Below are 26,755 nucleotides of genomic sequence, written 5' to 3' on the forward strand. Positions count from 1 at the left end.
GCTTCGCTCCGGGCGCGCATGAGGCACAGGTCACACTGAGCTTGATGACTCGCTCGCTCATGCCAGACCTCTCATCAGTTCGTGTGCTGCTACCAGTGCCCCGAGGCCGTCAGCGCGAACCCGCTGGGAGACCGCTGAGGGACTGATGCCCAGCGCCTCGGCGAGGTCTCGCTGCGACTGTCCCGACAGCAGACCACGCAGGACCGACAATGAGCGCTCCGACAGGCCGGTGACCCGTTCGTCGCGCAGCAGGAGCGCCGCGTTGACGGCCGCCTCGTCCGTCGCTGAGACGGAGTCGTGCGCGACGTACGCGGTCCGCAGGCTTCGCGCCGACGGTCGTCCCTCGGCTCCTGCGGCCCGTTCGATGGCCTGACGCGCAGCCCACCAGCCGGGGCCGTCCTCGATCCTCGGGTCCTCGGTGAGGACCTCGACGGCACCTCGACCGATCCCGTGGCGGATGTCGTGGTCGGGCAGCAGCGCAAGCCGCACCAACAACGAGGCGGACAGCGCGTCACCCAGGGTCGCGAAGACCGCCTGGTACTCGTCTCCCACTTGCATCCGCATCGGCGTCAGCGGGGAGAAGTCCGCATTCACCTCCTCGAGCGCCCGCTCGAAGCGGGCATGGAGCGCCCGCCGGTCGACGCTGACGCGCGAGCCGATCAGGTCGCCGAGCACAGTAATTGATGACATGGCTTCACCTCACAAAAAAGAAGAATAACACTTCATTTCTTACGACGTGAAGCCTTTCGCTTCATCCCCAGAAGACTTTCTCCACCACCGCGTGGGCACGTCTCGTGGTGCGGAGGTAGTCGTTGACCATGCGATCGGAGTCTCCCGGTGCATACCCCAGCACCCTGGCGACGGCCGCTCGCTCCGCGGCATCGCGAGGCACCTGGTCGGACGGCTTCCCGCGGACCAGCGTGACTGCGTTGCGGGTCCGGCTCACCAGGCGCCAGGCCACGGCAAGAACAGCTGCGTCGGACTGCGAGATCAGCTCGGCGTCCACCGCGGCCTCGAGCGCCGCCAGTGTCTGGGTCGTGCGGAGCGCCGGGACCGCACCGGCGTGCCGCATCTGGAGCAGCTGTACGGTCCACTCCACATCGGCCAGGCCGCCGCGACCCAGCTTGAGATGGGTGTTGGGGTCTGCACCGCGCGGCAGCCGCTCGTCGTCGACGCGGGCCTTGATCCGGCGGACCTCGACGATGTCGCTCTCGCTGATCCCCGCCTCAGGGAAGCGCAACGGGTCGACGAGGGCCATGAAACGCTCCCGCAGCCCCTCGTCCCCCACGACTGCGTCGGCTCGCAACAACGCCTGGAACTCCCACACGTGCGACCACTTGGCGTAGTAGGCCTCGTAGGAAGCGAGGGTGCGCACCACCGGGCCCTGCTTGCCCTCGGGCCGGAGATCGGCGTCCACGACGAGCGGCGGGTCCGTCGCGGGCAGGGACAGGAGCCGCCGCAGCTCACTGACCACTGCCTGCGCATATCCGCCGGCCACCTGCGGCTCGACGCCCCCGACCGGCTCGTACACGAACATCACGTCGGCGTCACTGCCGTAGGACAGCTCGAAGCCGCCGTACCGGCCCATCGCGACGATCGCCATCCGCGCCGGCTGTGCGTCCAGACCCCGGCCGCTGCGCATCGACTCCATCGCGACTGCCAGGGTCGCCTCCAGGGTCGCGTCGGTGAGCCGCGAGAGAGCGTGGCCGACCAGGGCGACGTCGGTCTCCCCCACAAGCTCCCCGCACGCAATCCGCAGCAGCTCGCGTCGGCGTACGGCGCGAATGGCCCGGACGGCGTCCTCGGGATCGACCTGACGGGAGGCGACGGCCCGCATCTCGACGGTCAGGGCCTCCGCCGAGAGTGGCTTCAGGTCGGCCGCGAGCATCCGGACACCCTGCGGCTCGCGCTCGAGCAGGTCGGTGGCGTAGCGGGAGGTGCCGAGCAGGAACGCCAGCCGCTGGGCGACCTCCCCCTCGTCCCGCAACGTCTTGAGATACCACGGCGTGCTGCCCAGGCTCTCGCTGAGCCGCCGGAAGCCGAACAGTCCTGCGTCGGGATCGGGCGAGTCCGCGAACCACGACAACATGGCAGGGAGCAGGGTCCGTTGGATGTCGGAGGTGCGCGACACCCCCGAGGTCAGTGCCTCGAGGTGGCGCAGCGCCCCCTTCGGGTCGTCGTAGCCCAGCGCGTGGAGCCTGGCCTCCGCCGCATCCAGCGAGAGCCGGGCATCGCCACCGGCGAGCTTCGCCACCGCCGCGAGCAGCGGCCGGTAGAAGAGCTTCTCGTGGAGCCGTCGCACTTCTCGGCGGTGATACTTCCACTGCTTGTCGAGCTGGGCGACCGGCTCGGAGAAGAACCCGAGCGAGCGTCCCAACCTCCGCAGCGACGCTTCGTCCTCGGGCAGCACGTGCGTACGCCGCAGGCGGTGCAGCTGGATCCGGTGCTCCAGCATCCGCAGGAACGCGTAGGCCTCGTGCAGCGCCTCACCGTCGTCCCGCCCGACGTAGCCCCCCTGGATGAGCTCGGCGAGCGCACTCAGCGTCGCTGTGGAGCGGATGGACTCGTCGGCGCGCCCGTGGACGAGCTGGAGCAGCTGAACGGCGAACTCGACGTCCCGCAGGCCTCCCGAGCCCAGCTTGAGCTGCCGCTCTGCTTCGTGAGCGGGGATATGGTCCAGGACGCGTCGTCGCATGGCCTGGACGTCGTGGACGAAGCCGTCGCGCTCCGCCGCGCTCCACACCATCGGGGCGATCATCTCGACGTACTGATGTCCCAGCTCGAGGTCTCCGGCGACGGGTCGCGCCTTGAGCAGCGCCTGGAACTCCCAGGTCTTCGCCCACTTCTCGTAGTAGCCACGGTGACTGGCGAGCGTGCGGACCAACGGACCGGACGCCCCCTCGGGGCGCAGGTTGGCGTCAACCGGCCAGATGGTGCCCTCGGCCGTGTGGTCGGAGCAGATCTGCATCAGGTGCGCAGCGAGCTGGGTGGCGGCCCGCAGGGCGACGCCCTCGTCGGCGTCGTCCGCGGGCTCGAAGACGTAGATGACGTCGACGTCGGAGACGTAGTTGAGCTCATGTCCACCGCACTTGCCCATCGCGACGACCGCCAGCCGCGTCGTCGACGACGTCTCCCCGACCCGAGCCCTGGCGACGGCCAGCGCCGCCTCGAGCGTGCCGGCCGCCAAGTCGGCGATCTCGGCCGCGGCGTCGTCGAGGGCGAGGTGGTGGGCGAGGTCGCGTGCGGCCAGCCGGAGCAGGAGTCGTCGGTAGTTCACCCGGAGCGCGTCAACTGCCTCCGCGTCCGGCACGGTCGCCACCGGTTGGTCTGAAAGCGGGTCGGCGCCCACGCAGTCGAGCAGGGCCGCCCGGACGGCGAAAGCAGCCGGTCGGGTGGTCCCCAGGGTCGGATCGGTCAGCTCGCGCCACTGCGCAGGATGTTTGGCGAGGTGGCTCGAGAGCGCCTCGCTCGCGCCCAGGACCGAGCACAGACGCATCGCCGTACCCTCGTCATCAGCCAGCGCCGCCAGCATGCCGCTGCGGTCGTCGACCGCCTCGGCAAGTCGCAGCAGCCCGGAGAGCGCGGCGTCGGGGTCGGCGGACGCAGCCAGCTTGCTGGTGAGAGCCGGGCCGGCCTCCCCCAGCTGCGCGATGCCCGAGAGTGCGGCTTCGCCGTCGAGGAAGCCGAGACGGACGAGAGACCCGCTGGTGGGACCCACGTCAGATGACCGGCAGCATCCGGTCCCGCTCAAAGGCGGAGACTTGTCCGCGGTATTCCTCCCACTCCGCGCGCTTGTTGCGCAGGAAGTAGTCGTAGACGTGCTCGCCGAGGGTCTCGGCCAGCAGCTCGGAGTCCTCGGCGATGCCGATGGCGTCGTAGAGGCTCTTCGGGAGCGGCTGGATGCCGAGCGCCTTGCGCTCACGCTCGGTCAGCGACCAGACGTCGTCCTCTGCCTCGCGCGGCAGCTCGAGGCCCTGCTCGATGCCCTTCATGCCGGCCGCGAGGATCACCGCGAAGGCGAGGTAGGGGTTGCAGGCGGCGTCGATCGTGCGCAGCTCGATCCGGGTGGACTGACCCTTGTTGGGCTTGTACATCGGCACCCGGATCATCGCCGAACGGTTGTTGTGCCCCCAGCAGATGTAGGAAGGGGCCTCGCCGCCGCCGATCAGTCGCTTGTAGGAGTTGACCCACTGGTTGGTGACGCAGCTGATCTCACTGGCGTGGTGGAGGATGCCGGCGATGAACTGGCGCCCCGTCTTCGAGAGCTGGTATTCCGAGCCCGCTTCGTAGAAGGCGTTGCGATCACCCTCGAAGAGCGAGACGTGCGTGTGCATCCCCGAGCCGGGGTGCGTGGTGAACGGCTTGGGCATGAAGGACGCCCAGATGCCCTGCCCGAGCGCGACCTCGCGCACGACCGTGCGGAAGGTCATGATGTTGTCGGCGGTGGACAGCGCGTCGGCGTACCGGAGATCGATCTCCTGCTGGCCGGGCCCGCCCTCGTGGTGACTGAACTCGACCGAGATGCCCATGGCCTCGAGCATGGAGATCGCCTCGCGGCGGAAGTCGGAGCCGCGGGACTGCGCTGTGTGGTCGAAGTAGCCGCTGCGGTCGACCGGGATCGGGTCGTCCCCCGCGGACGGGGAGTCCTTGAAGAGGTAGAACTCGATCTCCGGGTGCGTGTAGAAGGTGAAACCCTTGTCGGCGGCCTCGGAGAGCGTCCGTTTCAGGACGTGGCGGGGATCGGCGTAGGACGGGCTGCCGTCGGGCATGGTGATGTCGCAGAACATGCGGGCAGTGCTCGGGCCTTCGCCGGAGCGCCACGGCAGGATCTGGAACGTCGTCGGGTCAGGCTTGGCGAGCATGTCCGACTCGTAGACGCGCGCGAACCCCTCGATCGCCGACCCGTCGAAGCCGATGCCCTCCTCGAAAGCCCCCTCGAGCTCGGCCGGTGCCACCGACACCGACTTCAAGAAGCCCAGGACGTCGGTGAACCACAGTCGAACGAAGCGGACGTCTCGCTCTTCGAGTGCGCGGAGTACGAAGTCTTCCTGCTTGCCCATGCCCACATCATGGCGCACAGGTGCGCCACCCGATCGAGGAGTCTCGGCGCGGTCAGCTCAGATCGCAGGCCAGCACGTCGCCGCTGACCAGGACACCGCTCCGGACACGCTCCATGGGCCGGACGAAGCTCTCGGTCACCGGGGCCCACGCCATGGCCACGGTTCGGCCGTTGCGTTCGACGCGTCGCACCTTGATCTTCAACGTGACGGCCTCGTTGACCGTGCCGGCCCAGCAACCGCTTGCGCGGCTCTTGGTCCGCGCCTGGGCCAGCGTGACACTGTCGCCGATCTCAGCGTCCGCGTAGCGCCACGCGATGTAGGTGTCGGCTTTGGAGTCGGCCCAGGTCGGGTCCACCTGCACGCTCATGCCAGCGGTCCGAGCGGTGGGCAGGGTGATCGTGACCGACCCGTCCTCCACGAGCTCCGGCGCCGACGAGTAGATCGGGGTCAGGCCGTCCCAGGAGAACAACGTGATGACGCAGTCCTCGCAGCTGGGCACCAGGAGGGTGAGATCGGTCTCCAGGTCGACCGCGGCGTCGCGCGGCATCGCGTGGGCCGACGTGGCGGCAGCGACGCCGAGCCCGAGGCCGAGCAGGCCTGCGAGCATGGCGGTGACGAAAGCGGAGATCAGGGGACGGAGCACGGTCGAACCTTCCGGCATCAGGGATGTTCTGAGAGTACGACGACCTATGCGCCCCGTTAGTTGTCGGGCACGTCGGCGAGATCTGCGAGCCACGCGGTGGCCTTCGCATCGCTCGGCATCCGCCAGTCGCCACGAGGACTCATGGTCCCGCCGGCGCTCACCTTGGGGCCGTTGGGAAGGGCACTCCGCTTGAACTGGTTGGCGAAGAATCGCCTCAGGAACAGCTCCAGCCACGTCTTCACCTCGGCCAGGTCGTAGGCGACGTGCGCGTCGTCCGGGAAGCCGGGGGGCCACTCCCCCCGCTCCACGTCGCGCCAGGCGTGCCAGGCGAGGAAGGCGATCTTGCGTGGGCGGTAGCCCAGGCGCACCACGTGGTAGAGCGAGAAGTCCTGGAGGTTGTAGGGCCCCACCGTGTCCTGGGTCGCCTGCGGCTTCTTGCCGTCCTCGACCGGGATGAGCTCCGGGGTGATCTCCTGCTGGAGGATCTCCTTGAGCACGTCGTTGGTCTCGGCGCCGAAGTCGCCGCTGGCGATCACCCACCGGATCAGGTGCTGCACGAGGGTCTTGGGGACGCCGGCGTTGACCGAGTAGTGCGACATCTGGTCGCCGACGCCGTACGTGCACCACCCCAGGGCCAGCTCGGACAGGTCACCGGTCCCGACCACGATGCCGCCGCGGTGGTTGGCCAGCCGGAAGAGGTAGTCGTAGCGCAGCCCGGCCTGGACGTTCTCGAAGGTGACGTCGTAGACCTTCTCCCCGCTGGCATACGGGTGGTCGAGGTCCTTGAGCATCTGCTCGGCCGCGGGCTTGATGTCGATCTCTTCGAAGGTGACTCCCAAGGCGCGGCTGAGCCGGGTGGCATAGCTCTTCGTGGCCTCTCCGGTCGCGAATCCGGGCATGGTGAACGCGTGGATGTCGCTACGGGGCCGGCCGAGCCGGTCCATGGCCTTCGCGGCCACGATCAGGGCGTGGGTCGAGTCGAGCCCGCCGCTGACGCCGATGACGGCCAACGGCCGGCCGATGGCCTCCAAGCGCCGTTCCAGGCCAGAGACCTGGATGTTGTACGCCTCGTAGCAGTCGAGTGCGAGCCGCTCCGGGTCGTCGGGCACGAAGGGGAAGCGGTCGACCTTCCTCATCAGGCCGACGTCCCCCTCGGGCGGGTCGAGGGCGAACTCGATGACCCGGAACTCGTCATCACCGCCGGCGCCGCGACGGTTGTCGTCGAAGGTGCCCATCCGCAGCCGCTCCTGCCGCAGCCGGTCGAGGTCGACGTCGACGGTGGTCCGGATCGCACCGGCTGCAAACCGTTCGCCCTCGCCGAGCAGGTCGCCGCACTCGTAGACCATGGTCTGGCCGTCCCAGGACAGGTCCGTGGTCGACTCGCCCTGGCCGGCGGCGGCGTAGAGGTAGGCAGCGGCGCAGCGTGAGCTCGCACTGCGCACCAGCAGTCGGCGTTCCTCGGCCCGGGCCACGGTCACGGGGCTGCCGCTCAGGTTGGCCAGCACCGTCGCCCCCGCGAGCGTGGCCTCGGCGCTCGGCGGGATCGGCACCCACATGTCTTCGCAGACCTCGACGTGGAGCCGGAGTCCGTCGAGGTCGGCGGCCGAGAAGATCAGGTCCGGCCCGAACGGCACCTCGTCACCGCCCAGGGTGATGAACTGCCCGTGCTGGTCGTCGCCGGGCGCGAACCAGCGGCGCTCGTAGAACTCCCGGTAGTTCGGCAGATGGGCCTTCGGTGCGACCCCGAGGATCTCCCCCCGGTGGATGACGACGGCGCAGTTGAAGACCCGGGAACCCTTGACCAGCGGTCCGCCGACGACGAGGACCGGCAAGAGGTCCGCACTTGCGTCGACGATTTCCTCGATCGCCACCTTGACCGCCTCGAGCAGCGGGTCCTGGAGGAAGAGGTCCTCGATCGAGTAGCCGCTCAGCGCGAGCTCGGGGAAGACCGCGACCGCGACGTGATCCTCGGACGCCGCCCTGGCCTGCTCGATGATCCGCTGGGCGTTGGTCGCCGGGTCGCCGATGGCGACCGGCAAGGTGATGGCGGCAACCCGCGCGAAGCCCTGGGAGTAGGCGGAGTAGAAGTCCACGCGCTCACTCTAGGGCTGGCAAGTTGTCCACAATCGAGCCGTCAGAGGTTTTGCGCGCTCCCCACGGGTCACTCTCTTGTCATGGACCCCGAAGACGTAGTCGCGGCCGACCCGATGATGCGGATCCTGCGCGAGCGGCACCCGGACGTGAACATCGTGCTGCTCCCCCCGGTCGAGCCGCTCGACGATCAACCTGCTGCAACTCTGGGGCAGTGCCGCTCGGTCCAGCAGCACGCAAGCACCGTGCTGTCGACCTTGAGCACCGAGATCGGGCTCGAGCCGTCCACCCGCGTGGACTACTGGTGGAGCCAGAACCACCCCGAGGTACGCCGCTGGGTGACCGCGGCCAGCTACACCGACCTGGGCCAGGGGGGCGCCGTCGCCCTGCTCCGGACGCTGGGCAACCTGCTCGCCCGCCTCGGGTGGGACCCCCGGCCCGCGGCCGACGGCAACCCGCGCGTTCGGGGCAGCGCCGGTCCGTTCGAGCTGATTGCGAGCGCCGACGGCGAGGTCGTGACGATCAACCTCACCAGCGACCCGCTCCACATCCCAGCCGACGTCTACGACGAGCTGAGGGCTGACACATGAGCCTCCACGTCTACCTCGGCGCACTCATCACCTCCGCCCAGGGCTGGGAGGACACCAGCGAGACGATTCGTGGTGCAAACAAGTCCCTCACGGACGTCGACGTGAACCTTCTCGGGGACCGAGTGGCGGGTGCCGCCCAGGGCTTCATCGACACCTGGGCGAGCGAGATCAACCGGCTCCAGACGACCACCCGCGACCACGGCGACGCCCTGCGGGAGACGGCACTGCTCTACGAGCAGGCCGACACCGACGCCATCGAGCGCAGCCAGCAGCTGATGGTGTGGACCGACCGCGACGTCTCGCCGAGCAGCGTCCCGTGACGACGACCATCCTGGTGCCCGCCCATGTCCCGGCCATCCCTGAGATGACCGCGACCGCGCAAGCAGCCAGCGTGACCACGGCGCTGCGCTCCACCGCCACCACCATGTCGGACGTCTCGGAGTGGATGACCGCCCACGGCGCTCCGGCGGACTGGACGGGCGACGCCTCTCTGGCCGCCGACCACGCCATGACCCGGGTCGCCGAGGACACCGACGCGGCCAGGGCCGCGTTCACCCGGGTCGCCATCGCGTGCGACAAATTCGTCGACAAGGTGTGTGCGTTGACGGCCGTTCGCGACGGGCTGGTCAGTGACCGCTCCAAGCGCAACGGCGAGATCGACGCCCTGACCACCCGCATCAACCAGTCCACCGCCGACGACATCGCCACCCTGCAGGGAGAGGCAGAGGCACTGCAGGCTGAGGTCGACCGACTCAACGACCGCATCGTGAGGCTCTGGGACGACGTCGAAGCTGCGGAAGACCTCCTCATCGCAGCCTTCCAGGCCGTGGACAGCACCTCAGAGGGCCAGGACGCCGCTGACAGGGACACCACCGACGTAGCGGCGTTGCGGGCCGAGCTGACTGCGATCGGTGGTGATCCTCAAGCGATCAACGACTGGTGGACCCACCTGTCGCCAGCCGAACGCGAAGCACTGAAGATCAGTGACCCGGACCTGATCGGCAACACCAACGGCATCCCGACCGGTGATCGCGATGACGCCAACCGGACCTCGCTGGATCGCGACCTGGACGACCTCACCGCCAAGCAGGACGCCGGAGAGGGGCTGAGCAAGGAAGAGCAGCGACTGCTCGACCGGGCGAAGGCGGCCGAGAAGGCCATCGGAATCCCCGACACCCAACCTCTCGTGGACAGCGACGGTGACGGGGTGGGAGACCCCGTGGACGTCAACCTGCTGGTCTATCAGCCCGGTGCCTTCGGCGGCGACGGGGCCGTCGCAGTGAGCTACGGCGATCCCGACACAGCCGACAACACCGCTGTCATAGTCCCCGGCATCACCAACGACGGCACCAGCATCGCCACGCAGGGGGCCGACGCGTACGAGTTGTACAAGAACTCAGTTGGCAACCACGAGTCGGCCGCCACGATTGCCTGGATGGGCTATGACGCCCCGAGCTGGAACCCGCAGAACGCGCTGGACTGGCCTGGCGACGGGCTCGACATGGGCAGCGTCATCAACGAGCAGAAGGCTGAGGCCGGCGGGAGGCTGCTGGCCGACTTCGTCGACGGGCTACGGGCCACCGACACCGTCGACCCTGACACGGGGGATGCCAGGTCCAACCTGACTGTCATCGGGCACAGCTACGGCTCGACGACGGCTGCGCATGCGGCGGCTGACCATGGGCTCGACGCAGACGCACTCTCGCTCATCGGAAGCCCGGGAGCCGGTGGCAACGATGTCAACAACGTGAAGGATCTGGGCATGCCGGAGGGCAAGGTCTACGTCGGAGCCGCCGACAACGACTTCGTCACCTGGCTCGGCACGGACGGCCCCGTCGGGATGGGCCAGGACCCGGCTCAGGCCGACTTCGGCGCCAAGGTGTTCCCCGTCGCGGACGGACCCGAGTTCCATGCCGACGATGTCGGTCAGGGCATCACCAACCACACCTCCTACTTCGACCCCGTGCTGAACCCAGAATCCCTCTCGAACCTCACCTCAATCGTCCAGGGGGACGAGCCCACGCTCACGGGCGGGCGCACCCAGGACGCCAACGACATGGCCTTCGAGTGGGCTCAGGACGAGGTGGCGCACCAGGTGGAGCAGGAAGTCGCGACGACGGTGCAGGAGGCCACGGACGTCTACAACGACAGCGCCGACTGGGTCGGCGACCGAGTGGACGACTTCACGGGCCTGTGGCCATGACGGCTGGTCCTAGGGTTGGCGGCATGACTCGGATCCTGTTGGTAGCCCTCGCTGTCGTGTTGGCAGCCACCCTCGCGGCGTGCACACCCGACGGGTCGACCAACGGTGCTGGCGCCCCGGACAACGACGCCGAAGCATTCAAGACCGAGATGGACGCCTTCGCGCGCGAGACCTTGCCACAGCTAGAGGCCCAGGTCGGGGGTGAGTGGACCGGTTTCCAAGGACGCTTCTTCGAGAAGGGCGGCAACACCGGGCAGTGGGAGTACACGGCCGAAGGAGGCACCACCAAACCTCCGGGGACCGCGGACGAGGTGCTTGACAAGATCGAAGCCGTATTGATCGAACAGGGCATGGAGATCACCCGACCCGACATCATCGCCGACATCACCGGCCGCAAGGGCAACGTCGCGGTGCAAGTGACGCGGGCACTCGACGACGACGTGGAGTCGATCTCCCTCCTCCGGGTCACCTTCAGGTCGCATGACCGCCTCAAGTCATCCGACGACTTCGCCGAGAACGCGGGCACGACGGACCTGCTGAAGTGACGCTGGCTCCGGCCGAGGACCACCTCACCTACGTCGAGTGACGCGACACACACCGCCACGGGTGGCCTCCCGGGTCTAGCCTGAGGACGGTCCGTGGACTCCGACCGGGAGCTGCGAGATGTCGTGAGGAGAGCACCATGAGCGAGGAAACCGCGCCGTACGGCGACGGCAGCCGCCCCGCGGCGCCGGCGGCGGTGCCGATCAAGAAGATCCGTACCCACCACCTGCGGGAGATGAAGGAACGCGGGGAGAAGATCACCATGCTGACGGCGTACGACATGTACACCGCGCAGACCTTCGACGAAGCCGGGATCGAGCTCCTCCTGGTCGGCGACTCGGCCTCCAACAATGTCTACGGCAATGAGACGTCCTTGCCGGTCACCGTCGACGAGCTCCTCCCCCTCACCCGTGCGGTGTCGCGCAGCGTCAGCCGCGCGATGGTCGTCGGCGACCTCCCCTTCGGCAGCTACCAGGCGTCCCCGGAGCAGGGCTACCTCACCGCCGTGCGGTTCATGAAGGAGGGCGGCGCCCACTGCATCAAGCTCGAGGGCGGCGCCGAGATGGCGAGCGTCATCGAGAAGTGCACCCTGGGCGGCATCCCGGTGATGGCCCACATCGGCTTCACCCCGCAGTCCGAGCACACCCTGGGTGGCTACCGCGTCCAGGGTCGGGGCGGGTCGAGCGACCGGATCATCGCCGATGCGCACGCCGTGGAGGAGGCGGGTGCGTTCGCCGTCGTCATGGAGATGGTGCCGGGGGACGTGGCCGAGCGGATCTCCAAGGAGCTCACCATCCCCACCATCGGGATCGGCGCGGGCAACGGCTGCGACGGACAGGTCCTGGTCTGGCAGGACGCCTTCGGGCTGCGCACGGGCCGGATGGGCACGTTCGTGAAGCAGTACGCCGACGTCCACTCGGTCCTCCTGGAGGGCGCCAAGGCTTTCGCTGACGACGTGCGGTCGGGATCGTTCCCCGGACCGGAACACACCTTCTAGGACCCGGCTGGGGCTCGTCAGCACGCTGCGAGCGACGGTAGCGTCGCCAGCATGACTCTGCGTTCCCGCGCGACTGCGCTCGCGCTCTCCGGACCCCTCGCCCTCGGGGCGTTCACCGCGATCAGCTCACCGACGTATGCCGACGTGTCGGCCGCCACGACGAGCGTCAGCCAGCCCGGGTCTGACGCTGCTCGCATCGCTGCACCGCGGCTGAAGGTGCGCACGGTCGTGGCGGGCTTGGAGAACCCGTGGGACGTCAAGCCCATCGGAGGAGGCTCGCTGCTGGTCACCGAGCGGGACAAGGCCCGGCTCAGCGTCGTGCGCGATGGCACGCGGCGTACTGTGCGTTTATCGCGCTCTCGCGTGTGGGTCTCCGGCGAGACGGGCCTGATGTCGCTCGCGGTCGACCCCCGCTTCCGGCAGACCCGGCACTTCTGGACCTGCCAGGGCTGGAAGGCCAACGGCGGTCAGGACGTCCGGGTGTCGGTGTGGAAGCTGAGCGCCAGTGCTCGGCGCGCCCGGCTCGTGAGGCACGTGGTGACCGGCATCCCGACCACGAGCGGGCGCCACGGCGGCTGCCGACTGCTGCTCGACTCGGGCAGCGACGCCCTCTACATCGGTACCGGCGACGCTGCCGACCCGGCCAACCCGCGCGACCTCACCTCGCTCGGTGGCAAGGTGCTCCGCGTTCACCGGCTCACCGGCGCAGCCATGTCTGACAATCCGTACGCCGCAGCGAGCAACCTACGCCAGCGACTCGTCTTCACCTACGGCCACCGCAACGTGCAGGGGCTGGCCCAGCGGCCCGGTGACGGTGCCGTGGTGAGCGTCGAGCACGGCTCCTACCGCGACGACGAGGTCAACGCGTTGACTCCCGGCGCGGACTTCGGGTGGAACCCCGGCCCCGGATATGACGAGAGTGTCCCGATGACCGACCACGGTCTCCCGGGCCAGCAGACCGACGCGATCTGGAGCTCGGGCACCCCGACCATCGCGACGTCGGGCGCGGCCTGGACGTCAGGTTCGGACTGGGGCGAGTACGCCTCAGCGCTGGCCGTCGCCACCCTGGGCGGCGAGCGGATGATCTTCATCCGGTTCGACGAGGCACTGCGGCAGGTCGACGTCAGCACACCGGCCGCGATGCGCCGATACGGACGGCTGCGCTCGGTGACCTCGCTGTCCAACGGCGACCTGCTCGTCACCACGAGCAACGGAGTGGATGACCGGGTCCTCCGAGTCTCTCCGCGCTAGCACCTCCAGGAATGGGTGAGCAGCGGGACCGCCTCGAGCGCGGAGACTGGTATCTCGACGACGACGAGCTGCGGGCACTGCGTCAGCGGTGCTGGGAGCGCCTCGACGTGTTCAACTCCGCCCCAGCCGCCGGCGACGCCGTACGCGCGCAAGCGCTCAGCGCCGTCCTCGGCGAGGTGGGTCGCGGCGCGGTCGTCATGCCCCGTTTCCAGTGCAGCTACGGATACAACATCCGGCTGGGTGAGGACTCCTTCGTCAACGCCAACGCGTTCTTCATGGATGACGCCCCCATCGCGATCGGCGCCGGGGCCAGGATCGGTCCCGGCGCCCAGCTGATGACCGCTCTGCACCCTGTCGATGACCATCAGCGGAGGCGTGCGGGTTGGGAGCGCGCCGCAGCCATCACGATCGAGGACAACGTGTGGCTCGGCGCTGCCGTGACCGTAGGTGCCGGCGTTCGGATCGGGCGGAACTCGGTGGTCGGCGCCGGAAGTGTGGTTCTGCGTGACGTTCCCGACCACGTGGTGGCAGCAGGGACGCCGGCAACCGTCATCCGCCGCATAGGTGGGGACGGCTGAGGGCGAGGCCGTCAGACCCAGTCGAGCCAGCGGGCACCAGCCATCACGACCGCGAACCACCCGAGGGCCAGCGTCACCGACAGCACCAGTACGGCGACGGGTCGGCGCACGAACCAACGGCAACCCTGCACCAGCGCGACGATCCACACGACCATCAGCAGCGCCACGACCCACCACGGACAGTCGACGACGGTGGGCGTCGCCGCGAACAGGAAGAAGACCGCGGCGAGGCCGATCATCCCGGCGAAAGCCCACGGCGACGCGTCGTCTCGGCGCCCTACGGGCTGCTGCTGTGACACGCGCGCACCGTACACGAGTGACATCGCTTGCCAGCACAGGCAGGATCAGAGGCTCAGCCACCTTTGCGCCTAGGAGAGTTCATCCATGAGTCAGACCCCGACCACCCCGACGAGCACGACGTCGACGTCCAGCACCCCGGCCAGCACGCCGTCCTCGTCGACCACCCCGGCAAGCAGCACGACGTCCTCGAGCACCCCGGTGAGCACGCCGTCCTCGAGCAACCCGGGAAGCTCGGCGCCGTCCTCGGCATCGACCTCGACCACCTCGTCGTCGACGAGCTCGACGGCTGCCAAGAAGGCTCCGGCGGCGAAGACGACCAGCTCGAGCAGTGGCACCGCGACGAAGTCGTCCCCGGCCAAGAAGACCAGCAGCGCGAGCAGCACCACGAAAAAGGCGTCCCCGGCGAAGAAGTCCTCGTCGTCCTCCAGCAGCACCGCCAAGAAGGCGTCACCGGCGAAGAAGTCCTCGTCGTCCTCCAGCAGCACCGCGAAGAAGACGTCACCGGCGAAGAAGTCGTCCTCGTCCTCCAGCAGCACCGCGAAGAAGACCACCGCGAAGAAGTCGCCGGCCAAGAAGGCCAGCGCTACCGCCAGGAAGGCGACCAGCACGGCGACGAAGGCGAGCACCGCCACCAAGTCGGCAGCCGCCAAGAAGACCAGCACCGCGAAGAAGAGCTCCACCGCCACCAAGAGCTCTGCCGCCAAGAGGAGCCAGGCTCCCAACCCGGTGGACGTCACGGCGCGCCAGGTCGCGGCCGCGGCGACTGCGCCGGCGAGCGTTGCCTTGCGGCGTACGCCCGTCGGACTCGCGGCGGCCGCTGGCGCGCAGGTGGTCGACTCGGCCGTCGCCGTCCAGAAGATCGCTCAGGACACGGCGGAGCGCGTGGCGCGCGAGTTCGCCGGCCGCATCGCCGACGAAGTTCTCAAGGCGATCACCGAGGCGGCCACCATGGGGATGACCGTCGCGGACACGGCAGGCAAGGTCGCCGGCAAGGCCGTGAGCAAGGGCTCGAAGAAGAACAAGGACAAGAAGAGCAAGAAGAACAAGAAGAAGTAGGACGACCCGACGTCAGTGGTCCGGGGTTCCGTCGACGAGGCCGTCACCAGGCCCGTCGCCGGACCCCGGACCGTCGTCGTTCCAGGCCGGGTCGTTGTCCCACTGCTCGTTGCGCTCGGCGACCTTCTCGAGTGCGCGCGAGGCCTCTTCGGCGGAGGCATAGGGGCCGAGGCGGTCCTTGCTGCGACAGCCGTCTGCCCCCTCGACGGTGTGGTGGGTCAGACAGAACCAGTGCTCGCTCTCGCTCATGCATGGAGAAACTACACTCGCCGACGTGAGTCCTGTAGCCCCCGCCGTCATCTCTGCCCGCCGAGCCGTGCCTGCCGCCATCGAGCGTCCCGAATACGTCGACCAGGCGGCCCCGACTCCCTTCACGGGCTCTGAGGTCAAGGACGCGGAGACCATCGCGAAGATGAGGGTGGCCGGCAGGCTCGCCGCCCAGGCACGCGAGCTGGTGGGCTCACACGTCACACCGGGCATCACCACCGACGAGCTCGACCGCATCGGCCACGAGTTCCTGTGTGACCACGGCGCCTACCCCTCCACGCTGGGCTACCGAGGATTCCCCAAGTCCTTGTGCTCGAGCGTCAACGAAGTCATCTGCCACGGGATCCCCGACAGCCGGGTCGTCGAGGACGGGGACATCGTCAACATCGACATCACCGCCTATCTCGACGGCGTCCACGGCGACACCAACGCCACCTTCCTGGCAGGCGACGTCGACGAGGAGTCGCGGCTCTTGGTCGAGCGCACCAAGGAGTGCCTCGACCGCGCCATCAAGGCCGTCAAACCCGGACGCCGGGTCAACATCATCGGCCGCGTCATCGAGGCCTACGCGAAGCGCTTCGGCTACGGCGTCGTCCGCGACTTCACCGGCCACGGCATCGGCACCAGCTTCCACTCCGGGCTCGTCATCCCGCACTTCGACTCCGACCACCACGCCGAGGAGATCCAGGTCGGGATGACGTTCACCATCGAGCCGATGCTCAACCTGGGCACGCACGAGTGGACGATGTGGGACGACGACTGGACCGTTGTCACCCGCGACCTCAAGCGCAGCGCGCAGTTCGAGCACACCCTGCTCGTGACACCGAACGGTGCCGAAGTCCTGACCCACCCCTAGACTCCCCCCAGCGAATGGGTTGGCTGGGCGATCGCGCCTCGCCGTACGGCAACGTGCGGCGGGTCGAGGAAGGTCCGGGCTCCACAGGGCACGGTGGTGGCTAACAGCCACCCGGGGAAACCCGCGGGACAGTGCCACAGAAAACAGACCGCCTCCCGGCTTGCCGGGCGGTAAGGGTGAAACGGTGGTGTAAGAGACCACCAGCGCTCCGGGTGACCGGAGCGGCTCGGTAAACCCCACCAGGAGCAAGATCAGACAGTGTGCGTCCGAGGGCGGCCCGCCCGAGCACACGGGTAGATCGCTTGAGGGGGTCGGCAACGGCTCCCCTAGATGGATGATCGCCCCGCCCGGCTCGACCGGGCGGACAGAACCCGGCCTACAGGCCAACCCATTCGCCCTACCGCCCCTGACGTGCCACACATGATCCCAACGCTCACCACGGTGCCGGCCCAGTCGTGGGCAGGACACCTGTCGGTCACCGGCATGCCCCACAATGCCCGCGTGCCGACCCTGCTCCCTGCCCTGCTCGCCAGCGATCGCGCGTCCGCTCCGCGCACCCTGGTCGACATCTTCCGGGAGGTCGCGGCGTTCGTGCCCCAGAGCCCGGCCGTGGACAGCGGCGTCGCGGTGCTGACCTACGCCGAGCTCGCCGAGGCCGCTGACCACGTCGCCGCAGAGCTGCACGAGATCGGGGTCCGGATCGGCGACAAGGTCGGCGTCCGGATCAAGTCCGGCACCACCGACCTCTACGTCGCGATCCTGGGCATCCTCTGCGCGGGCGCTGCCTACGTCCCGGTGGACGCCGATGATCCCGACGAACGGGCGCGAGTCGTCTTCGACGAGTCGCAGGCTGTTGCGGTGATCGGCGACGACCTGCAGATCGAGAGTCGGATCGCGGTCGGGCTCGCGCACCGGGCGGCGCCGCAGACCCCGGTCGATCCGACGGCAGCGCACGACGCGTGGGTCATCTTCACGAGCGGCTCGACCGGCAAGCCCAAGGGCGTCGCGGTGACCCACCGCAACGCCGCAGCCTTCGTCGACGCCGAGGCGCGGATGTTCCTCGTCGACGAACCCATCAGCCCCGGCGACCGGGTGATGGCCGGGCTCAGCGTCGCCTTCGACGCCAGCTGTGAGGAGATGTGGCTGGCCTGGGCGTACGGCGCCTGCCTCGTGCCCGCACCACGATCGCTGGTGCGCAGCGGCGTGGACGTCGGACCGTGGCTGGTCGCCAACGCGATCACCGTGGTCTCGACCGTGCCGACCCTGGTGGCGCTGTGGCCGACGTCGTCGCTGGACAAGGTGCGATTGCTCATCATGGGCGGTGAGGCCTGCCCGCCCGAGCTCGCCCAGCGGTTGCAGCGCGAGGGCCGCGAGGTGTGGAACACGTACGGCCCCACCGAGGCGACAGTCGTGGCCTGCGGCGCCCGGCTCGACGGCACCGAACCGGTTCGGATCGGGCTCCCGCTCGACGGCTGGGACCTCGCTGTCGTCGATGGCGAGGGCGCCCCGGTCGCCGCGGGCGACACGGGCGAGCTGATCATCGGCGGCGTCGGGCTCGCGCGCTACCTCGATCCCGCGAAGGACGCCGAGATGTACGCCCCCATGGCGAGCCTCGGCTGGGACAGGGCGTATCGCTCCGGAGACATCGTCCGCAACGACCCGCTCGGGCTCGTCTTCGCCGGTCGGTTCGACGACCAGATCAAGCTCGGCGGCCGACGCATCGAGCTCGGCGAGATCGACGAACAGCTCCTGCGGCTCCCCGGGGTCAGTCAAGCGGCTGCGGCGGTCCGGACCACGAAGAGCGGCAACAACCTGCTCGTCGGCTATCTGACGGTCGACGCGTCCTACGACCCGGCCACCGCCCAGGAGCTTCTCCGCGGCCGGCTCCCGGCGGCCCTGGTCCCTCGTCTCGCCGTGGTTGCCGCCATGCCCACCCGCACGAGCGGCAAGGTCGATCGGGACGCGCTGCCGTGGCCGCTGCCCAAGACCGCACCCGTGGCCGTGCCTCTGAGTGAGGTCCAGCAGTGGCTCGCCGACATCTGGGCCGAGGTCCTGGGCGCAGACGTGACCAGTCCGAAGGACGACTTCTTCGCCTTCGGCGGCGGTTCGCTCACGGCCGCCCAGGTCGTCAGCCGCATCCGTGCGCGCTACCCGGAGATCGTCGTCGGCGACGTCTACGCCAACCCCAGCATCGCCGCCCTCGCCGACGTACTGCCCGCCCTGGTCGGCAGCCAGGTGGTCAGCAATCGCGACGTCCGGCCGCTGCCGCTCAAGAGCCAGGCCGGGCAGCTACTCGCGCTGATCCCGCTCCGCGCTCTGGCCGGCCTTCGCTGGGTGAGCTGGTTGCTCCTGGGCTCGGCCGTCGTGGGACCTGTCCTCGACCTCGACTGGCTGCCGACGATGCCGGCCTGGGTGCTGGTCCTGACCACCTGGTTCTTCCTCGCTCCCCCGGGCCGGATGATGGTCGCGGCGCTGCTCGCCCGCGGCGTCCTCCTCCCCCTCAGGCCCGGCGCCCACCCCCGCGGCGGCAAGATCCATCTCCGCATCTGGCTCGCCGAGCGCATCCAGGACGAGCTCGCGGCGACGTCGCTCGCAGGTGCTCCGTGGTTCCCGTTCTACGCCCGCATGCTCGGCAACGAGATCGGCAAGGGTTCCGACCTGCACACGCTGCCACCGGTCACCGGCCTGCTCACCCTCGGCGAGGGCGCAGCCATCGAGCCCGAGGTCGACCTGGCCGGCCACTGGATCGACGGTGACGTCATCCACGTCGGCCCGATCTCGGTCGGCGCGCGGGCCCGCATCGGCGCGCGCTGCACGCTGAGCCCGGGTGCGTCGGTCGGCGAGGACGCGGAGATCGCTCCCGGCTCCCTCGTCGAGGGCGACGTGCCCGCCGGCGAGTTCTGGGCCGGCTCTCCCGCCGAGCTCCGCCGCGTCGAGGCGCGCGGCCCCTGGCAGGGCGCCCCCACCGACAGCGTCGCCAGCACAGGACGGGTGTGGCTCGGTCTGTACGGCGCCATGGCGGCCGTGATCGCCGCGTTGCCCGCCGTCGCGGTCCTGCTCGGGGCCCTTGTGCTGCTGCCGGTCGTGCGCGACGCGGAGAGCCTGGGCGACGCTGCTCGCAGCGCACTGCCGTGGGTGCCGTTGGCGGCGTTTGTCGGCTATGCGTTGTTGATCGTGATGATCTGGGTCCTCGTGCGGCTCCTCGCGCTGGGCCTCGAACCCGGATTCCACCGCGTCCGGTCCGGCACCGGCGTGCGGATCTGGAGCACGCTGCGTGTCCTCGACGAGGCTCGGACGTGGCTGTTCCCGCTCTATGCCAGTGCCCTGACGCCGGTCTGGCTCCGGATGCTCGGTGCCCGCATCGGCCCGGGGGTCGAGGCCTCGACGGTGCTGCTGATCCCGAAGTTCACCACGGTCGGCGAGCACGCCTTCCTCGCCGACGACACGCTGGTCGGCTGCTATGAGCTCGGCGGGGGCTGGATCCGGGTCGGCCCGGTGAAGATCGGCAAGCGAGCCTTCGTCGGCAACTCCGGCATGGCGGCACCCGGTCGCAAGGTCCCCAAGGAGTCGCTCGTCGCCGTCCTCTCAGCCGCCCCCTCGCGTGACGTCGCCAAGGCCGGGTCGAGCTGGGTCGGCAGCCCGCCCACCCGGTTGCGGCGGACGGCCGGGAAGGCCGACGACACCCGCACCTATGCGCCGCCGACCCGGCTCAAGGTGGCGCGCGGCCTCGTCGAGACCGCCCGGGTCGTGCCCTTGCTTCTGCTGGCGTTCGTCAACCTCACGGTCGGGGTGACACTGCTCGCGCTCGCGGCGTGGCACCCGGGCCTCGCCGTACTCCTCGCAGGACCGGTCCTGATCGCCGCCGGGCTCGCCGCAGCGCTCGTCACGGTGGCGGCGAAGTGGCTGCTGGTCGGCCGGCACAAGGTCGGCGACCACCCGCTGTGGTCGTCCTTCGTCTGGCGCAACGAGCTCGCCGACACCTTCACCGAAGTGCTGGCGGCGCCATGGTTCGCAGCGCCTGCGCAGGGCACGGTCGCGCTCAACGTCTGGCTCCGGCTGCTCGGCGCGAACGTCGGGCGCGGCGTCTGGTGCGACACCTACTGGCTGCCCGAGACCGACCTGGTCACCCTCGACGACGGGGCCACGGTCAATCGGGGCTGCGTCGTGCAGACGCACCTGTTCCACGACCGGGTCCTCAGCATGGACACCGTCACCCTCATGGCGGGTGCGACTCTGGGACCGAACAGCGTTATCCTTCCCGCCGCGACGATTGGTCGGCACGCGACCGTGGGCCCGCTGTCTCTCGTGATGCGCGGGGAGGGTGTGCCTTCCCGGACCTGCTGGATCGGCAACCCGATCGGCCCTTGGGAGGCACTGTGAGCACTCAGCCCGGATCGAGCGGGTGCTACCTCCCCGACCATGGCGACGACTCGTTCGACGTCACGCGCTACTCGTTGGGTCTCGCCTACAAGCCCCTCGGCAACCGCCTCGACGGCGATGCCGTGCTCTCCTGCGTGGCTCTGACCGACACCCAAGCCGTCACCCTCGACCTCGCCGGACTGCGCGTCGCGAAGGTCTGGCTCGACTCCGTGCCGGCGCGATACACGCACCGCGGTCACCGTCTGCGCATCCCTGCCGCCCTGTCGGCCGGCCAGGAGTTCGAGGTGCGGGTGAAGTACGCCGGCTCGCCGGGTGTGCTGAAGGCTCGCGACCTCGACGACGCCGGCTGGGAAGAGCTGACCGACGGCGTCATCGTGGCTGCCCAGCCGCACGGCGCACCGACGTGGTTCCCCTGCAACGACCGCCCGAGCAACAAGGCGACGTACGCCATCACCATGGCCGCCCCGAAGGACTACTACGTCGCGATGTGCGGCCAGCTCGTCGACCAGCGCCAGCGCGGCTCGGTCATCGAGTGGACGTGGGAGATGCCGCATCCGATGGCGCCGTACCTCGCGACCGTGCAGATCGGTCGCTACGAGCGACGTGACCTCGGCCTCGGCGTGGTCGTGGTGGCGCCGCCGGACCTGATCGGCGAGGGCTACGACGCGTCGTTCGGCCAGCAGCCCGCGATGATGGAGTTCTTCGAGTCGGTGTTCGGGCCCTACCCGTTCGACGACTACACGGTCGTCGTGACCGACGATCCGCTCGAGATCCCGCTGGAGTCGCAGTCCCTCTCGACCTTCGGGCGCAACTTCGCCACCTCGGACTGGGACGGCGTCCGGCTCGTCGCCCACGAGCTGGCACACCAGTGGTTCGGCAACGCCGTGACCCTCCGCGAGTGGCGTGACATCTGGCTGCACGAGGGGTTCGCCTGTTATGCCGAGTGGCTGTGGTCCGAGGAGTCCGGGCGGGAGAGCGCCACCTGGTGGGCCGAGCACCACCACGGCGTGCTGGCCACACTCGATCAGGACCTGCTGCTCGCCGACCCGGGTCCAGCGCTGATGTTCGACGACCGGGTCTACAAGCGTGGCGCCCTCACGCTGCACGCGTTGCGTCAGGTGGTCGGTGACCACGACTTCTTCGACATCCTGCAGAGCTGGGTCGAGAGGTACGCCGGCGGCAACGCAACGACGGCCGACTTCGAGGCGCTCACAGCCGAGATCAGCGGGGAGTCGCACGACGACCTCTTCGGTGCCTGGCTCCGGACGCCCGAGCTGCCCGACCTCCCTGCCTGATGGACGAGGGGCACCTGCTCTGGCACGACGCCTCGACCAGTGCCTCCGCCGCCCTCGCGACCCACGCACAGACCGTCCTCGGGCCCGGGACCGTCACGTCGGGACGACTGTGCCCGGCCTGCGGCAGCTCCGACCACGGACGACCATGGCTGCGCCACGCCGGTCAGCCCGTCCAGGTGTCCTTGTCGCGTTCCGGCCCACACCTGCTCACCGCGATCGCAGCTCGGGAGGTCGGGGTCGATGTCGAGACGGCGGTGATCGAGGTGCTTCCCACGCTGGTGCACGCCCCCGGTGAAGCTGGTGACCTCGCGCGGGCGTGGGCTCGCAAGGAGGCCGTCCTCAAGGCCCGCGGCACCGGGCTTGCGACCCCGATGCCGGCGGTCGTGCTCGCGCAGGAGCGCTGGTGGGACGTGGACGCCCCCGAGGGGTACGTCGCCGCGTTGGCCGTCCTCCCCTAGCCGGATGTTCGGATCGGGTTCACCCCGTCGTGGCGACCGCGTCGGCAACCGGACCTAGCCTCCCCGCATGGTGACTCGAGGGTTTCTCGGCGGCCTGCTGGTGCTGTTCGGGGGACTCGTCATCTCGACGCTGCCCGGGTCGACGGCCCTCCTGCAGACGACGTCGCTGCCATCACTTCGCGGCTCCGAGGCCGGGAGGATGACCGGGCTCGCCGTCGTGCTGGTCGGTCTGGCCCTCTACGCCGCCGCGTGGCTGCGTCTGTGCCGACACGTCGCGCGGGCCGAGGGCGCCGAGCGTGAGGACGCCCTGGCGTTGGTGCGCCACGCCACCATCGTGTGGTCGGCCCCGCTCGTGATCGCACCCCCGCTGTTCTCCCGGGACGGCTGGTCCTATGCCGCCCAGGGCGTGCTGGCGAACTATGGGATCTCCCCCTACGAGCACGGCCCGGGCGTCCTCACCGGACCGATCGTCCAGGGGGTGGACCCCCGCTGGATGGAGACGGCTGCGCCGTACGGGCCGCTGCCGTTGATGTTCGGTGATGCTGTCTCGGGGCTGACCGGCAACCCCTGGGTGCTCGTGGTCGGGCACCGCTGCTTCGCGCTGGTGGGGCTGGCGCTGCTGGCCTGGTCGGTGCCTCGACTCGCGCAGTGGACCGGCACGAACCCGGCCCTGGCCTCCGCCGTCGTCCTCTGCTCACCGCTGATGCTTGCTCACGGCGTCGGCGGGCTGCACAACGACCTGGTCATGGTCGGGCTGATGACATCAGCCCTGGTGCTGACCGTCGAGCGCGGCTGGGTGTGGGGCGCGGCACTCGGCGGACTCGCGGCCGCTGTCAAGCTTCCCGGCGGCCTCGTCTGCGTCGGCGTCGCGTTGCTGGCGCTGCCGGTCGGAGCAAGCCTTGCCCTCCGGGTACGCCGCTTGGGTGGAGTCGCTGCCGTCGCGATCGGGGCCCTGGTCGTCCCTGGCGTGATGGCAGGGCTCGGTGTCGGCTGGGTGCATGCGCTCGGGGTCCCGGGCACCGTCAATGGGCCACTCTCGATGCCCACGGTGGCGGGTGGCTTCCTCGACCTGCTCGCAGGCGGGCTGGGGACCGGCCTCGATCCCGGCACGTTCCTCGAGCTGGTGCGGCGCCTCGCCATGCTGGCCGCCCTCGTGATCACCCTGCGGGTGGCCCTGCGATGGCCGACGGGGAGTCGGGCGCACGCCGTGTCCGCCACGGCCGTGCTGATGGGCTCCGTGCTCCTTCTCAGCCCTGTCGTGCACCTGTGGTACTTCCTGTGGGCGCTGCCGTTCCTGGCCGTCCTTCGTCTGCCGCGGACGGGCGCCGTCGGACTGCTCGCCGCGGCAGTCATCTCCGGCGTGGTCGCGCCCCTCGACTCGTCGCTGCACGGCGCCTACGTCGCCATCGTCGTCGGGTCACTGCTGGCAACGGCACTCGTCCTCGTGCTCCTGGCGACCCGGAGCGCCCGCGAGCGCATCGACAGGATCGCCGCCGCTTCCTGGCTGCCGTCCGCCGTCCCGTGACAGACGACTGCCAGCACGCGCCTGCCCCACCATCACGGCCAGGAGGGCCGCCCCGGCCCCGAGCGCGAGCACGACGAGCGCGTCAGGCAGGAGACCGTCGACCGGCGAGCTGGTCTGCCGGCTGAACACGTAGTGGTGCTCGAGCCACGCGACGGCGCCGGCCAACCACACGAGCAGCAGCGCTGACCATCCGGATGCCGTCCACCAGTCCCGGCGGTCCGCGGCCGCCGGGTCGAGGCGCGCGCGGGACCACCACCTCCCGACCTCGAGCATGCCCAGGGCGGTCGCGGTGGCCAGGACCGGCATGATCTGCATCAGGTAGCGGTCGTGGAAGCCGCCTCCGATGGCGAGGAACGCCACGACGTTCTGCGCGGTCACCAGCGCATGGATGACCAGCAGCGCCCACGCAGCGTCCAGGCGCCACCCGTGACGCTGCACCCATCGCACCAGGAACACTGGCACCAGCACCAGCGCAGCGGCGAGTGCGATCCCGGTGGCGAGCGCCGGCTCGGCCAGGCCGGGGATGTCGTCGATCTGGTCCAGGCCGGTCACCGGAGACCGGTCGAACTTGTCCAGCAGTGCGTCCTGGCCGGTGAGGTCGCCGTACAGGCGGAGGTTGCGGAGGTAGAACCAGCTGACGGCCGCAGCCGGGATCCCTCCAACGGCCGCGAAGACACCCACGCCACGGTGCCAACCGTCGCGTCGGCTGATCACGACGAGCAGGGCGCTGGCGCACACCGCCACTGCCAGCACTCCCTGCGCCCGAGTGCCCGCCGCCACGATCCCCGCCACGACGGCCGTGATGAGGAGCGGCGATGTGACGCGACCGCGCAGCATCCGGACCGTCATCAAGAACAGCAACAGCGCCGACGCGGCTGCCCAGCCGTCGTTGACGAAGAACGCCGATCGCAGCACCATCGTCGGGGCCGCAGCCACCACCACCGCGAGCGCGGACACCGCGGGACGCCGAGGCACGAGCTCGCGAGCCACCGCACCGACGAGGTAGAGCCACACCGCGAAGCCCAGCGTGTTCGCCAACCTCATCGTGATGATCATCGCCGTCTGATGATCGGAGGCGACCCACCACGCGGGCACCATCGCCAGGTGGAACAACGGCGGGTGGTTGGCGGTCCAGATGTCGCCGTGCTCCTCGTCCCAGCCGCGGAACTCACCGGCCGTGCCCGGGAATCGAGCCGGGTCGTCGACGATGTTCGTCTCGATGGTCGGCAGACGTCCCTCCGCGAGCGACGCGACGTAGCCGACGTGAGCCGGTTCGTCGTTGCCCCAGCTCGGCACCTTGAACACCAGCGCGATCTGGGTGCCGATGAGCACGAGCAGGATCGCGGCGAGCAGCGGCACCGCGCTCGGGTGATGGGCCAATCGGCGTACGTGGTGCGCAGCGCCCCCTCGGAGCCGGGATGCCGCGCGTGCCATCACGACCATGTCCACCACGCGCTCCAGGGTCCGTCGAGGCGCGGGTAGCCGACGCTCTGGGTCGCGGCGACGAGCCACACGGCGACGCTCAGGGTCGACAGCGCAGCCAGGGACAGGTCGTCGCGACCGCCCGTTCTCGCGCTCTCGGTCCGTACGGCACAGCGCGGCCGACCGACGAGGAGCAGCCACCCCAGGAGCATCGGTTCACAACCCCATCGCAGATAGGCCTGACCGCGATCCCACACAGGCAGGCACAGCAGCACGAGGAGGTACCCGGCCAGGGCAATGCGCTCGTGCAGCGGCTCCTCACGGAACCGCAAGGCGGTCCCGGCGAGGACCAGGGCAGCCAACGTGGGCAGCAGGAGCACGAGGTTGGGCCACTGCGCGCCGAGGTGGGTCAGACCATGAGCCAGACCATCCAGCAGCGCCATCAGCGGCGCCCCGAGGGGGTTGTCCGAGGGCGGGTCCGGCACCTGGTCGGACCAGCGCGCCCGGACCCACCACCGCCACCCGGCGTAGGCGACCAGCGGGACAGCGCCGACCCACCACGGCGGGATCGTGCGACCCGGCCGCGACCCGGCGCCCTGCGAGAGCGATGCGATCGATCCGAGGAGAACCGCGACGGCAAGGACCAGCGTTGTCTCCCGCGTCAGGGCAGCGGCAGTCAGCGCGACGGCGGCAGGCACGAACGAGCCCACCCGCATCGCATACAGCGAAGCGAGCATGAGCGCCCCCGCCAGCGGCTCGGTGAGGTCCTGCCCGACGCCGACGACGTACCCCGCCCATGCCGCCGGGACGGCGCCCCACCACGCGCTGCGACCGCGGGACAGAGCCCATCGCGCCGCGAGAAGGACGAGGGCGACCACGGCGAGCAGATTGACCGCCACCATGGCGCCGGGGACCCACGGCCCGTGGCCGCCGGCCGAGACCACCCACGCCGCCAGTGGGTAGCCGATCCGCGACTGCCAGTAGGCCGGGCGCGTGAAGGTGATCCCGTCCGCGGTGACGTCATTGGTCAGCGGGTCGCGCGCCAGTCGGAAGTACGCCTGACCGTCGTATCCGCGCGTGCCGCTGGTGACCAGCAGGTGGTCGGGGGCCGCGGCCGCATCGGTGGTCAGCTCGCCGGCGGTGACGAAGCCGCTCGGGTCGCCGTCGAAGACGACGAGCCGGGCGCCGACGAACGCGAGGTACGCCGCTGCCACGACCCCGACGACCAGGGCCACGCCAG

Annotated in this window: 23 protein-coding genes and 1 other RNA gene; 14 read left to right on the plus strand and 10 right to left on the minus strand. The window is 69.7% G+C overall.

Annotation, left to right across the window (positions count from 1 at the left end; all coding sequences use genetic code 11):
* Positions 1-57: 57 nt before the first annotated feature.
* From VNJ48_RS03250 to VNJ48_RS03270, 5 genes are all read right to left on the minus strand, one after another.
* Complete coding sequence (locus VNJ48_RS03250; protein ID WP_325599066.1) at positions 58-690, minus strand: SatD family protein; 633 nt, start codon at positions 688-690, stop codon at positions 58-60.
* 61 nt (positions 691-751) lie between these two features.
* On the minus strand, positions 752-3,718 hold the full coding sequence (locus VNJ48_RS03255; protein ID WP_325599068.1) for a bifunctional [glutamine synthetase] adenylyltransferase/[glutamine synthetase]-adenylyl-L-tyrosine phosphorylase: 2,967 nt from the start codon (positions 3,716-3,718) through the stop codon (positions 752-754).
* A 1-nt stretch (position 3,719) separates the two neighbouring features.
* Positions 3,720-5,060, minus strand: coding sequence for a glutamine synthetase family protein (locus VNJ48_RS03260; RefSeq protein ID WP_325599070.1), 1,341 nt, complete (start codon positions 5,058-5,060; stop codon positions 3,720-3,722).
* 52 nt (positions 5,061-5,112) lie between these two features.
* Complete coding sequence (locus VNJ48_RS03265; protein ID WP_325599071.1) at positions 5,113-5,703, minus strand: hypothetical protein; 591 nt, start codon at positions 5,701-5,703, stop codon at positions 5,113-5,115.
* A 56-nt stretch (positions 5,704-5,759) separates the two neighbouring features.
* Positions 5,760-7,796, minus strand: a complete 2,037-nt coding sequence (locus VNJ48_RS03270) for an NAD(+) synthase (protein ID WP_325599073.1) — start codon at positions 7,794-7,796, stop codon at positions 5,760-5,762.
* Between the two features lie 81 nt (positions 7,797-7,877).
* On the opposite strand from VNJ48_RS03270, the gene VNJ48_RS03275 reads away from it, so the two are divergent.
* The 7 genes from VNJ48_RS03275 (at position 7,878) to VNJ48_RS03305 (ending at position 13,956) form a co-directional block, all read left to right on the plus strand.
* Positions 7,878-8,384, plus strand: coding sequence for a hypothetical protein (locus VNJ48_RS03275; protein WP_325599075.1), 507 nt, complete (start codon positions 7,878-7,880; stop codon positions 8,382-8,384).
* Positions 8,381-8,704 carry a type VII secretion target gene (locus tag VNJ48_RS03280; protein WP_325599077.1) on the plus strand — a complete coding sequence of 108 codons (324 nt, stop codon included), beginning with the start codon at positions 8,381-8,383 and terminating at the stop codon, positions 8,702-8,704. Before VNJ48_RS03275 ends, VNJ48_RS03280 begins: the two co-directional genes overlap by 4 nt.
* A complete protein-coding gene (locus VNJ48_RS03285) occupies positions 8,701-10,587 on the plus strand; it encodes an alpha/beta hydrolase (RefSeq protein WP_325599079.1) in 1,887 nt (628 codons plus the stop codon). The genes VNJ48_RS03280 and VNJ48_RS03285 overlap by 4 nt, the downstream gene beginning before the upstream one ends.
* 23 nt (positions 10,588-10,610) lie before the next feature.
* The gene (locus VNJ48_RS03290) at positions 10,611-11,132 is read left to right on the plus strand and encodes a hypothetical protein (protein ID WP_325599081.1); all 522 of its coding nucleotides are present in this window, start codon (positions 10,611-10,613) and stop codon (positions 11,130-11,132) included.
* A 137-nt stretch (positions 11,133-11,269) separates the two neighbouring features.
* The gene (gene panB / locus VNJ48_RS03295) at positions 11,270-12,127 is read left to right on the plus strand and encodes a 3-methyl-2-oxobutanoate hydroxymethyltransferase (protein WP_325599083.1); all 858 of its coding nucleotides are present in this window, start codon (positions 11,270-11,272) and stop codon (positions 12,125-12,127) included.
* A 51-nt stretch (positions 12,128-12,178) separates the two neighbouring features.
* A complete protein-coding gene (locus tag VNJ48_RS03300) occupies positions 12,179-13,378 on the plus strand; it encodes a PQQ-dependent sugar dehydrogenase (protein WP_325599085.1) in 1,200 nt (399 codons plus the stop codon).
* Positions 13,379-13,389: 11 nt separating this feature from the next.
* Complete coding sequence (locus tag VNJ48_RS03305; protein ID WP_325599087.1) at positions 13,390-13,956, plus strand: sugar O-acetyltransferase; 567 nt, start codon at positions 13,390-13,392, stop codon at positions 13,954-13,956.
* An 11-nt stretch (positions 13,957-13,967) separates the two neighbouring features.
* On the opposite strand, the gene VNJ48_RS03310 is transcribed toward VNJ48_RS03305, so the two are convergent.
* Entirely contained in the window at positions 13,968-14,255 is a 288-nt protein-coding gene (locus tag VNJ48_RS03310) for a hypothetical protein (protein ID WP_325599089.1), read from the minus strand.
* Between the two features lie 90 nt (positions 14,256-14,345).
* Complete coding sequence (locus tag VNJ48_RS03315) at positions 14,346-14,993, minus strand: hypothetical protein (protein WP_325599091.1); 648 nt, start codon at positions 14,991-14,993, stop codon at positions 14,346-14,348.
* Between VNJ48_RS03315 and VNJ48_RS03320 the strand changes: the two genes are divergently transcribed.
* Positions 14,983-15,312: a hypothetical protein gene (locus tag VNJ48_RS03320; RefSeq protein ID WP_325599093.1), complete on the plus strand. Its 330-nt coding sequence runs from the start codon at positions 14,983-14,985 to the stop codon at positions 15,310-15,312. The two genes, VNJ48_RS03315 and VNJ48_RS03320, sit on opposite strands and share 11 nt — an antisense overlap.
* Positions 15,313-15,324: 12 nt before the next feature.
* Here the strand turns inward: VNJ48_RS03320 and VNJ48_RS03325 are convergent, their stop codons facing one another.
* Positions 15,325-15,561: a hypothetical protein gene (locus VNJ48_RS03325; protein ID WP_325599095.1), complete on the minus strand. Its 237-nt coding sequence runs from the start codon at positions 15,559-15,561 to the stop codon at positions 15,325-15,327.
* On the opposite strand from VNJ48_RS03325, the gene map reads away from it, so the two are divergent.
* The 6 genes from map (at position 15,560) to mptB (ending at position 24,093) form a co-directional block, all read left to right on the plus strand.
* Positions 15,560-16,435, plus strand: a complete 876-nt coding sequence (gene map, locus VNJ48_RS03330) for a type I methionyl aminopeptidase (RefSeq protein ID WP_325599097.1) — start codon at positions 15,560-15,562, stop codon at positions 16,433-16,435. The two genes, VNJ48_RS03325 and map, sit on opposite strands and share 2 nt — an antisense overlap.
* Positions 16,436-16,450: 15 nt before the next feature.
* An RNA gene (gene rnpB, locus VNJ48_RS03335) (RNase P RNA component class A) lies at positions 16,451-16,830 on the plus strand.
* A 25-nt stretch (positions 16,831-16,855) separates the two neighbouring features.
* Complete coding sequence (locus VNJ48_RS03340) at positions 16,856-20,815, plus strand: Pls/PosA family non-ribosomal peptide synthetase (RefSeq protein ID WP_325599099.1); 3,960 nt, start codon at positions 16,856-16,858, stop codon at positions 20,813-20,815.
* Positions 20,812-22,110: a M1 family metallopeptidase gene (locus VNJ48_RS03345; protein WP_325599100.1), complete on the plus strand. Its 1,299-nt coding sequence runs from the start codon at positions 20,812-20,814 to the stop codon at positions 22,108-22,110. Before VNJ48_RS03340 ends, VNJ48_RS03345 begins: the two co-directional genes overlap by 4 nt.
* Positions 22,110-22,568 carry a hypothetical protein gene (locus VNJ48_RS03350; RefSeq protein WP_325599101.1) on the plus strand — a complete coding sequence of 153 codons (459 nt, stop codon included), beginning with the start codon at positions 22,110-22,112 and terminating at the stop codon, positions 22,566-22,568. The genes VNJ48_RS03345 and VNJ48_RS03350 overlap by 1 nt, the downstream gene beginning before the upstream one ends.
* Positions 22,569-22,635: 67 nt before the next feature.
* Positions 22,636-24,093 (plus strand): polyprenol phosphomannose-dependent alpha 1,6 mannosyltransferase MptB, encoded by a 1,458-nt coding sequence (gene mptB, locus VNJ48_RS03355; protein ID WP_325599103.1) that lies wholly within the window; start codon positions 22,636-22,638, stop codon positions 24,091-24,093.
* Here the strand turns inward: mptB and VNJ48_RS03360 are convergent.
* Complete coding sequence (locus VNJ48_RS03360) at positions 23,986-25,536, minus strand: DUF2142 domain-containing protein (RefSeq protein ID WP_325599178.1); 1,551 nt, start codon at positions 25,534-25,536, stop codon at positions 23,986-23,988. The genes mptB and VNJ48_RS03360 overlap by 108 nt on opposite strands.
* Positions 25,527-26,750 carry a hypothetical protein gene (locus tag VNJ48_RS03365; protein ID WP_325599105.1) on the minus strand — a complete coding sequence of 408 codons (1,224 nt, stop codon included), beginning with the start codon at positions 26,748-26,750 and terminating at the stop codon, positions 25,527-25,529. The genes VNJ48_RS03360 and VNJ48_RS03365 overlap by 10 nt, the downstream gene beginning before the upstream one ends.
* Between the last annotated feature and the right edge of the window lie 5 nt (positions 26,751-26,755).

The sequence above is a fragment of the Nocardioides sp. genome, assembly GCF_035576065.1.
In the GTDB taxonomy this organism is placed as follows: Bacteria; Actinomycetota; Actinomycetes; order Propionibacteriales; family Nocardioidaceae; genus Nocardioides.

Coding starts and splice junctions, on each gene's coding strand:
- VNJ48_RS03250 (WP_325599066.1), bottom strand. CDS start 690: ATGTCATCAATTACTGTGCTCGGCGACCTGATCGGCTCGCGCGTCAGC.
- VNJ48_RS03260 (WP_325599070.1), bottom strand. CDS start 5,060: ATGGGCAAGCAGGAAGACTTCGTACTCCGCGCACTCGAAGAGCGAGAC.
- VNJ48_RS03275 (WP_325599075.1), top strand. CDS start 7,878: ATGGACCCCGAAGACGTAGTCGCGGCCGACCCGATGATGCGGATCCTG.
- VNJ48_RS03280 (WP_325599077.1), top strand. CDS start 8,381: ATGAGCCTCCACGTCTACCTCGGCGCACTCATCACCTCCGCCCAGGGC.
- VNJ48_RS03290 (WP_325599081.1), top strand. CDS start 10,611: ATGACTCGGATCCTGTTGGTAGCCCTCGCTGTCGTGTTGGCAGCCACC.
- panB (WP_325599083.1), top strand. CDS start 11,270: ATGAGCGAGGAAACCGCGCCGTACGGCGACGGCAGCCGCCCCGCGGCG.
- VNJ48_RS03300 (WP_325599085.1), top strand. CDS start 12,179: ATGACTCTGCGTTCCCGCGCGACTGCGCTCGCGCTCTCCGGACCCCTC.
- VNJ48_RS03305 (WP_325599087.1), top strand. CDS start 13,390: ATGGGTGAGCAGCGGGACCGCCTCGAGCGCGGAGACTGGTATCTCGAC.
- map (WP_325599097.1), top strand. CDS start 15,560: ATGCATGGAGAAACTACACTCGCCGACGTGAGTCCTGTAGCCCCCGCC.
- VNJ48_RS03325 (WP_325599095.1), bottom strand. CDS start 15,561: ATGAGCGAGAGCGAGCACTGGTTCTGTCTGACCCACCACACCGTCGAG.
- VNJ48_RS03340 (WP_325599099.1), top strand. CDS start 16,856: ATGATCCCAACGCTCACCACGGTGCCGGCCCAGTCGTGGGCAGGACAC.
- VNJ48_RS03350 (WP_325599101.1), top strand. CDS start 22,110: ATGGACGAGGGGCACCTGCTCTGGCACGACGCCTCGACCAGTGCCTCC.
- mptB (WP_325599103.1), top strand. CDS start 22,636: ATGGTGACTCGAGGGTTTCTCGGCGGCCTGCTGGTGCTGTTCGGGGGA.
- VNJ48_RS03360 (WP_325599178.1), bottom strand. CDS start 25,536: ATGGTCGTGATGGCACGCGCGGCATCCCGGCTCCGAGGGGGCGCTGCG.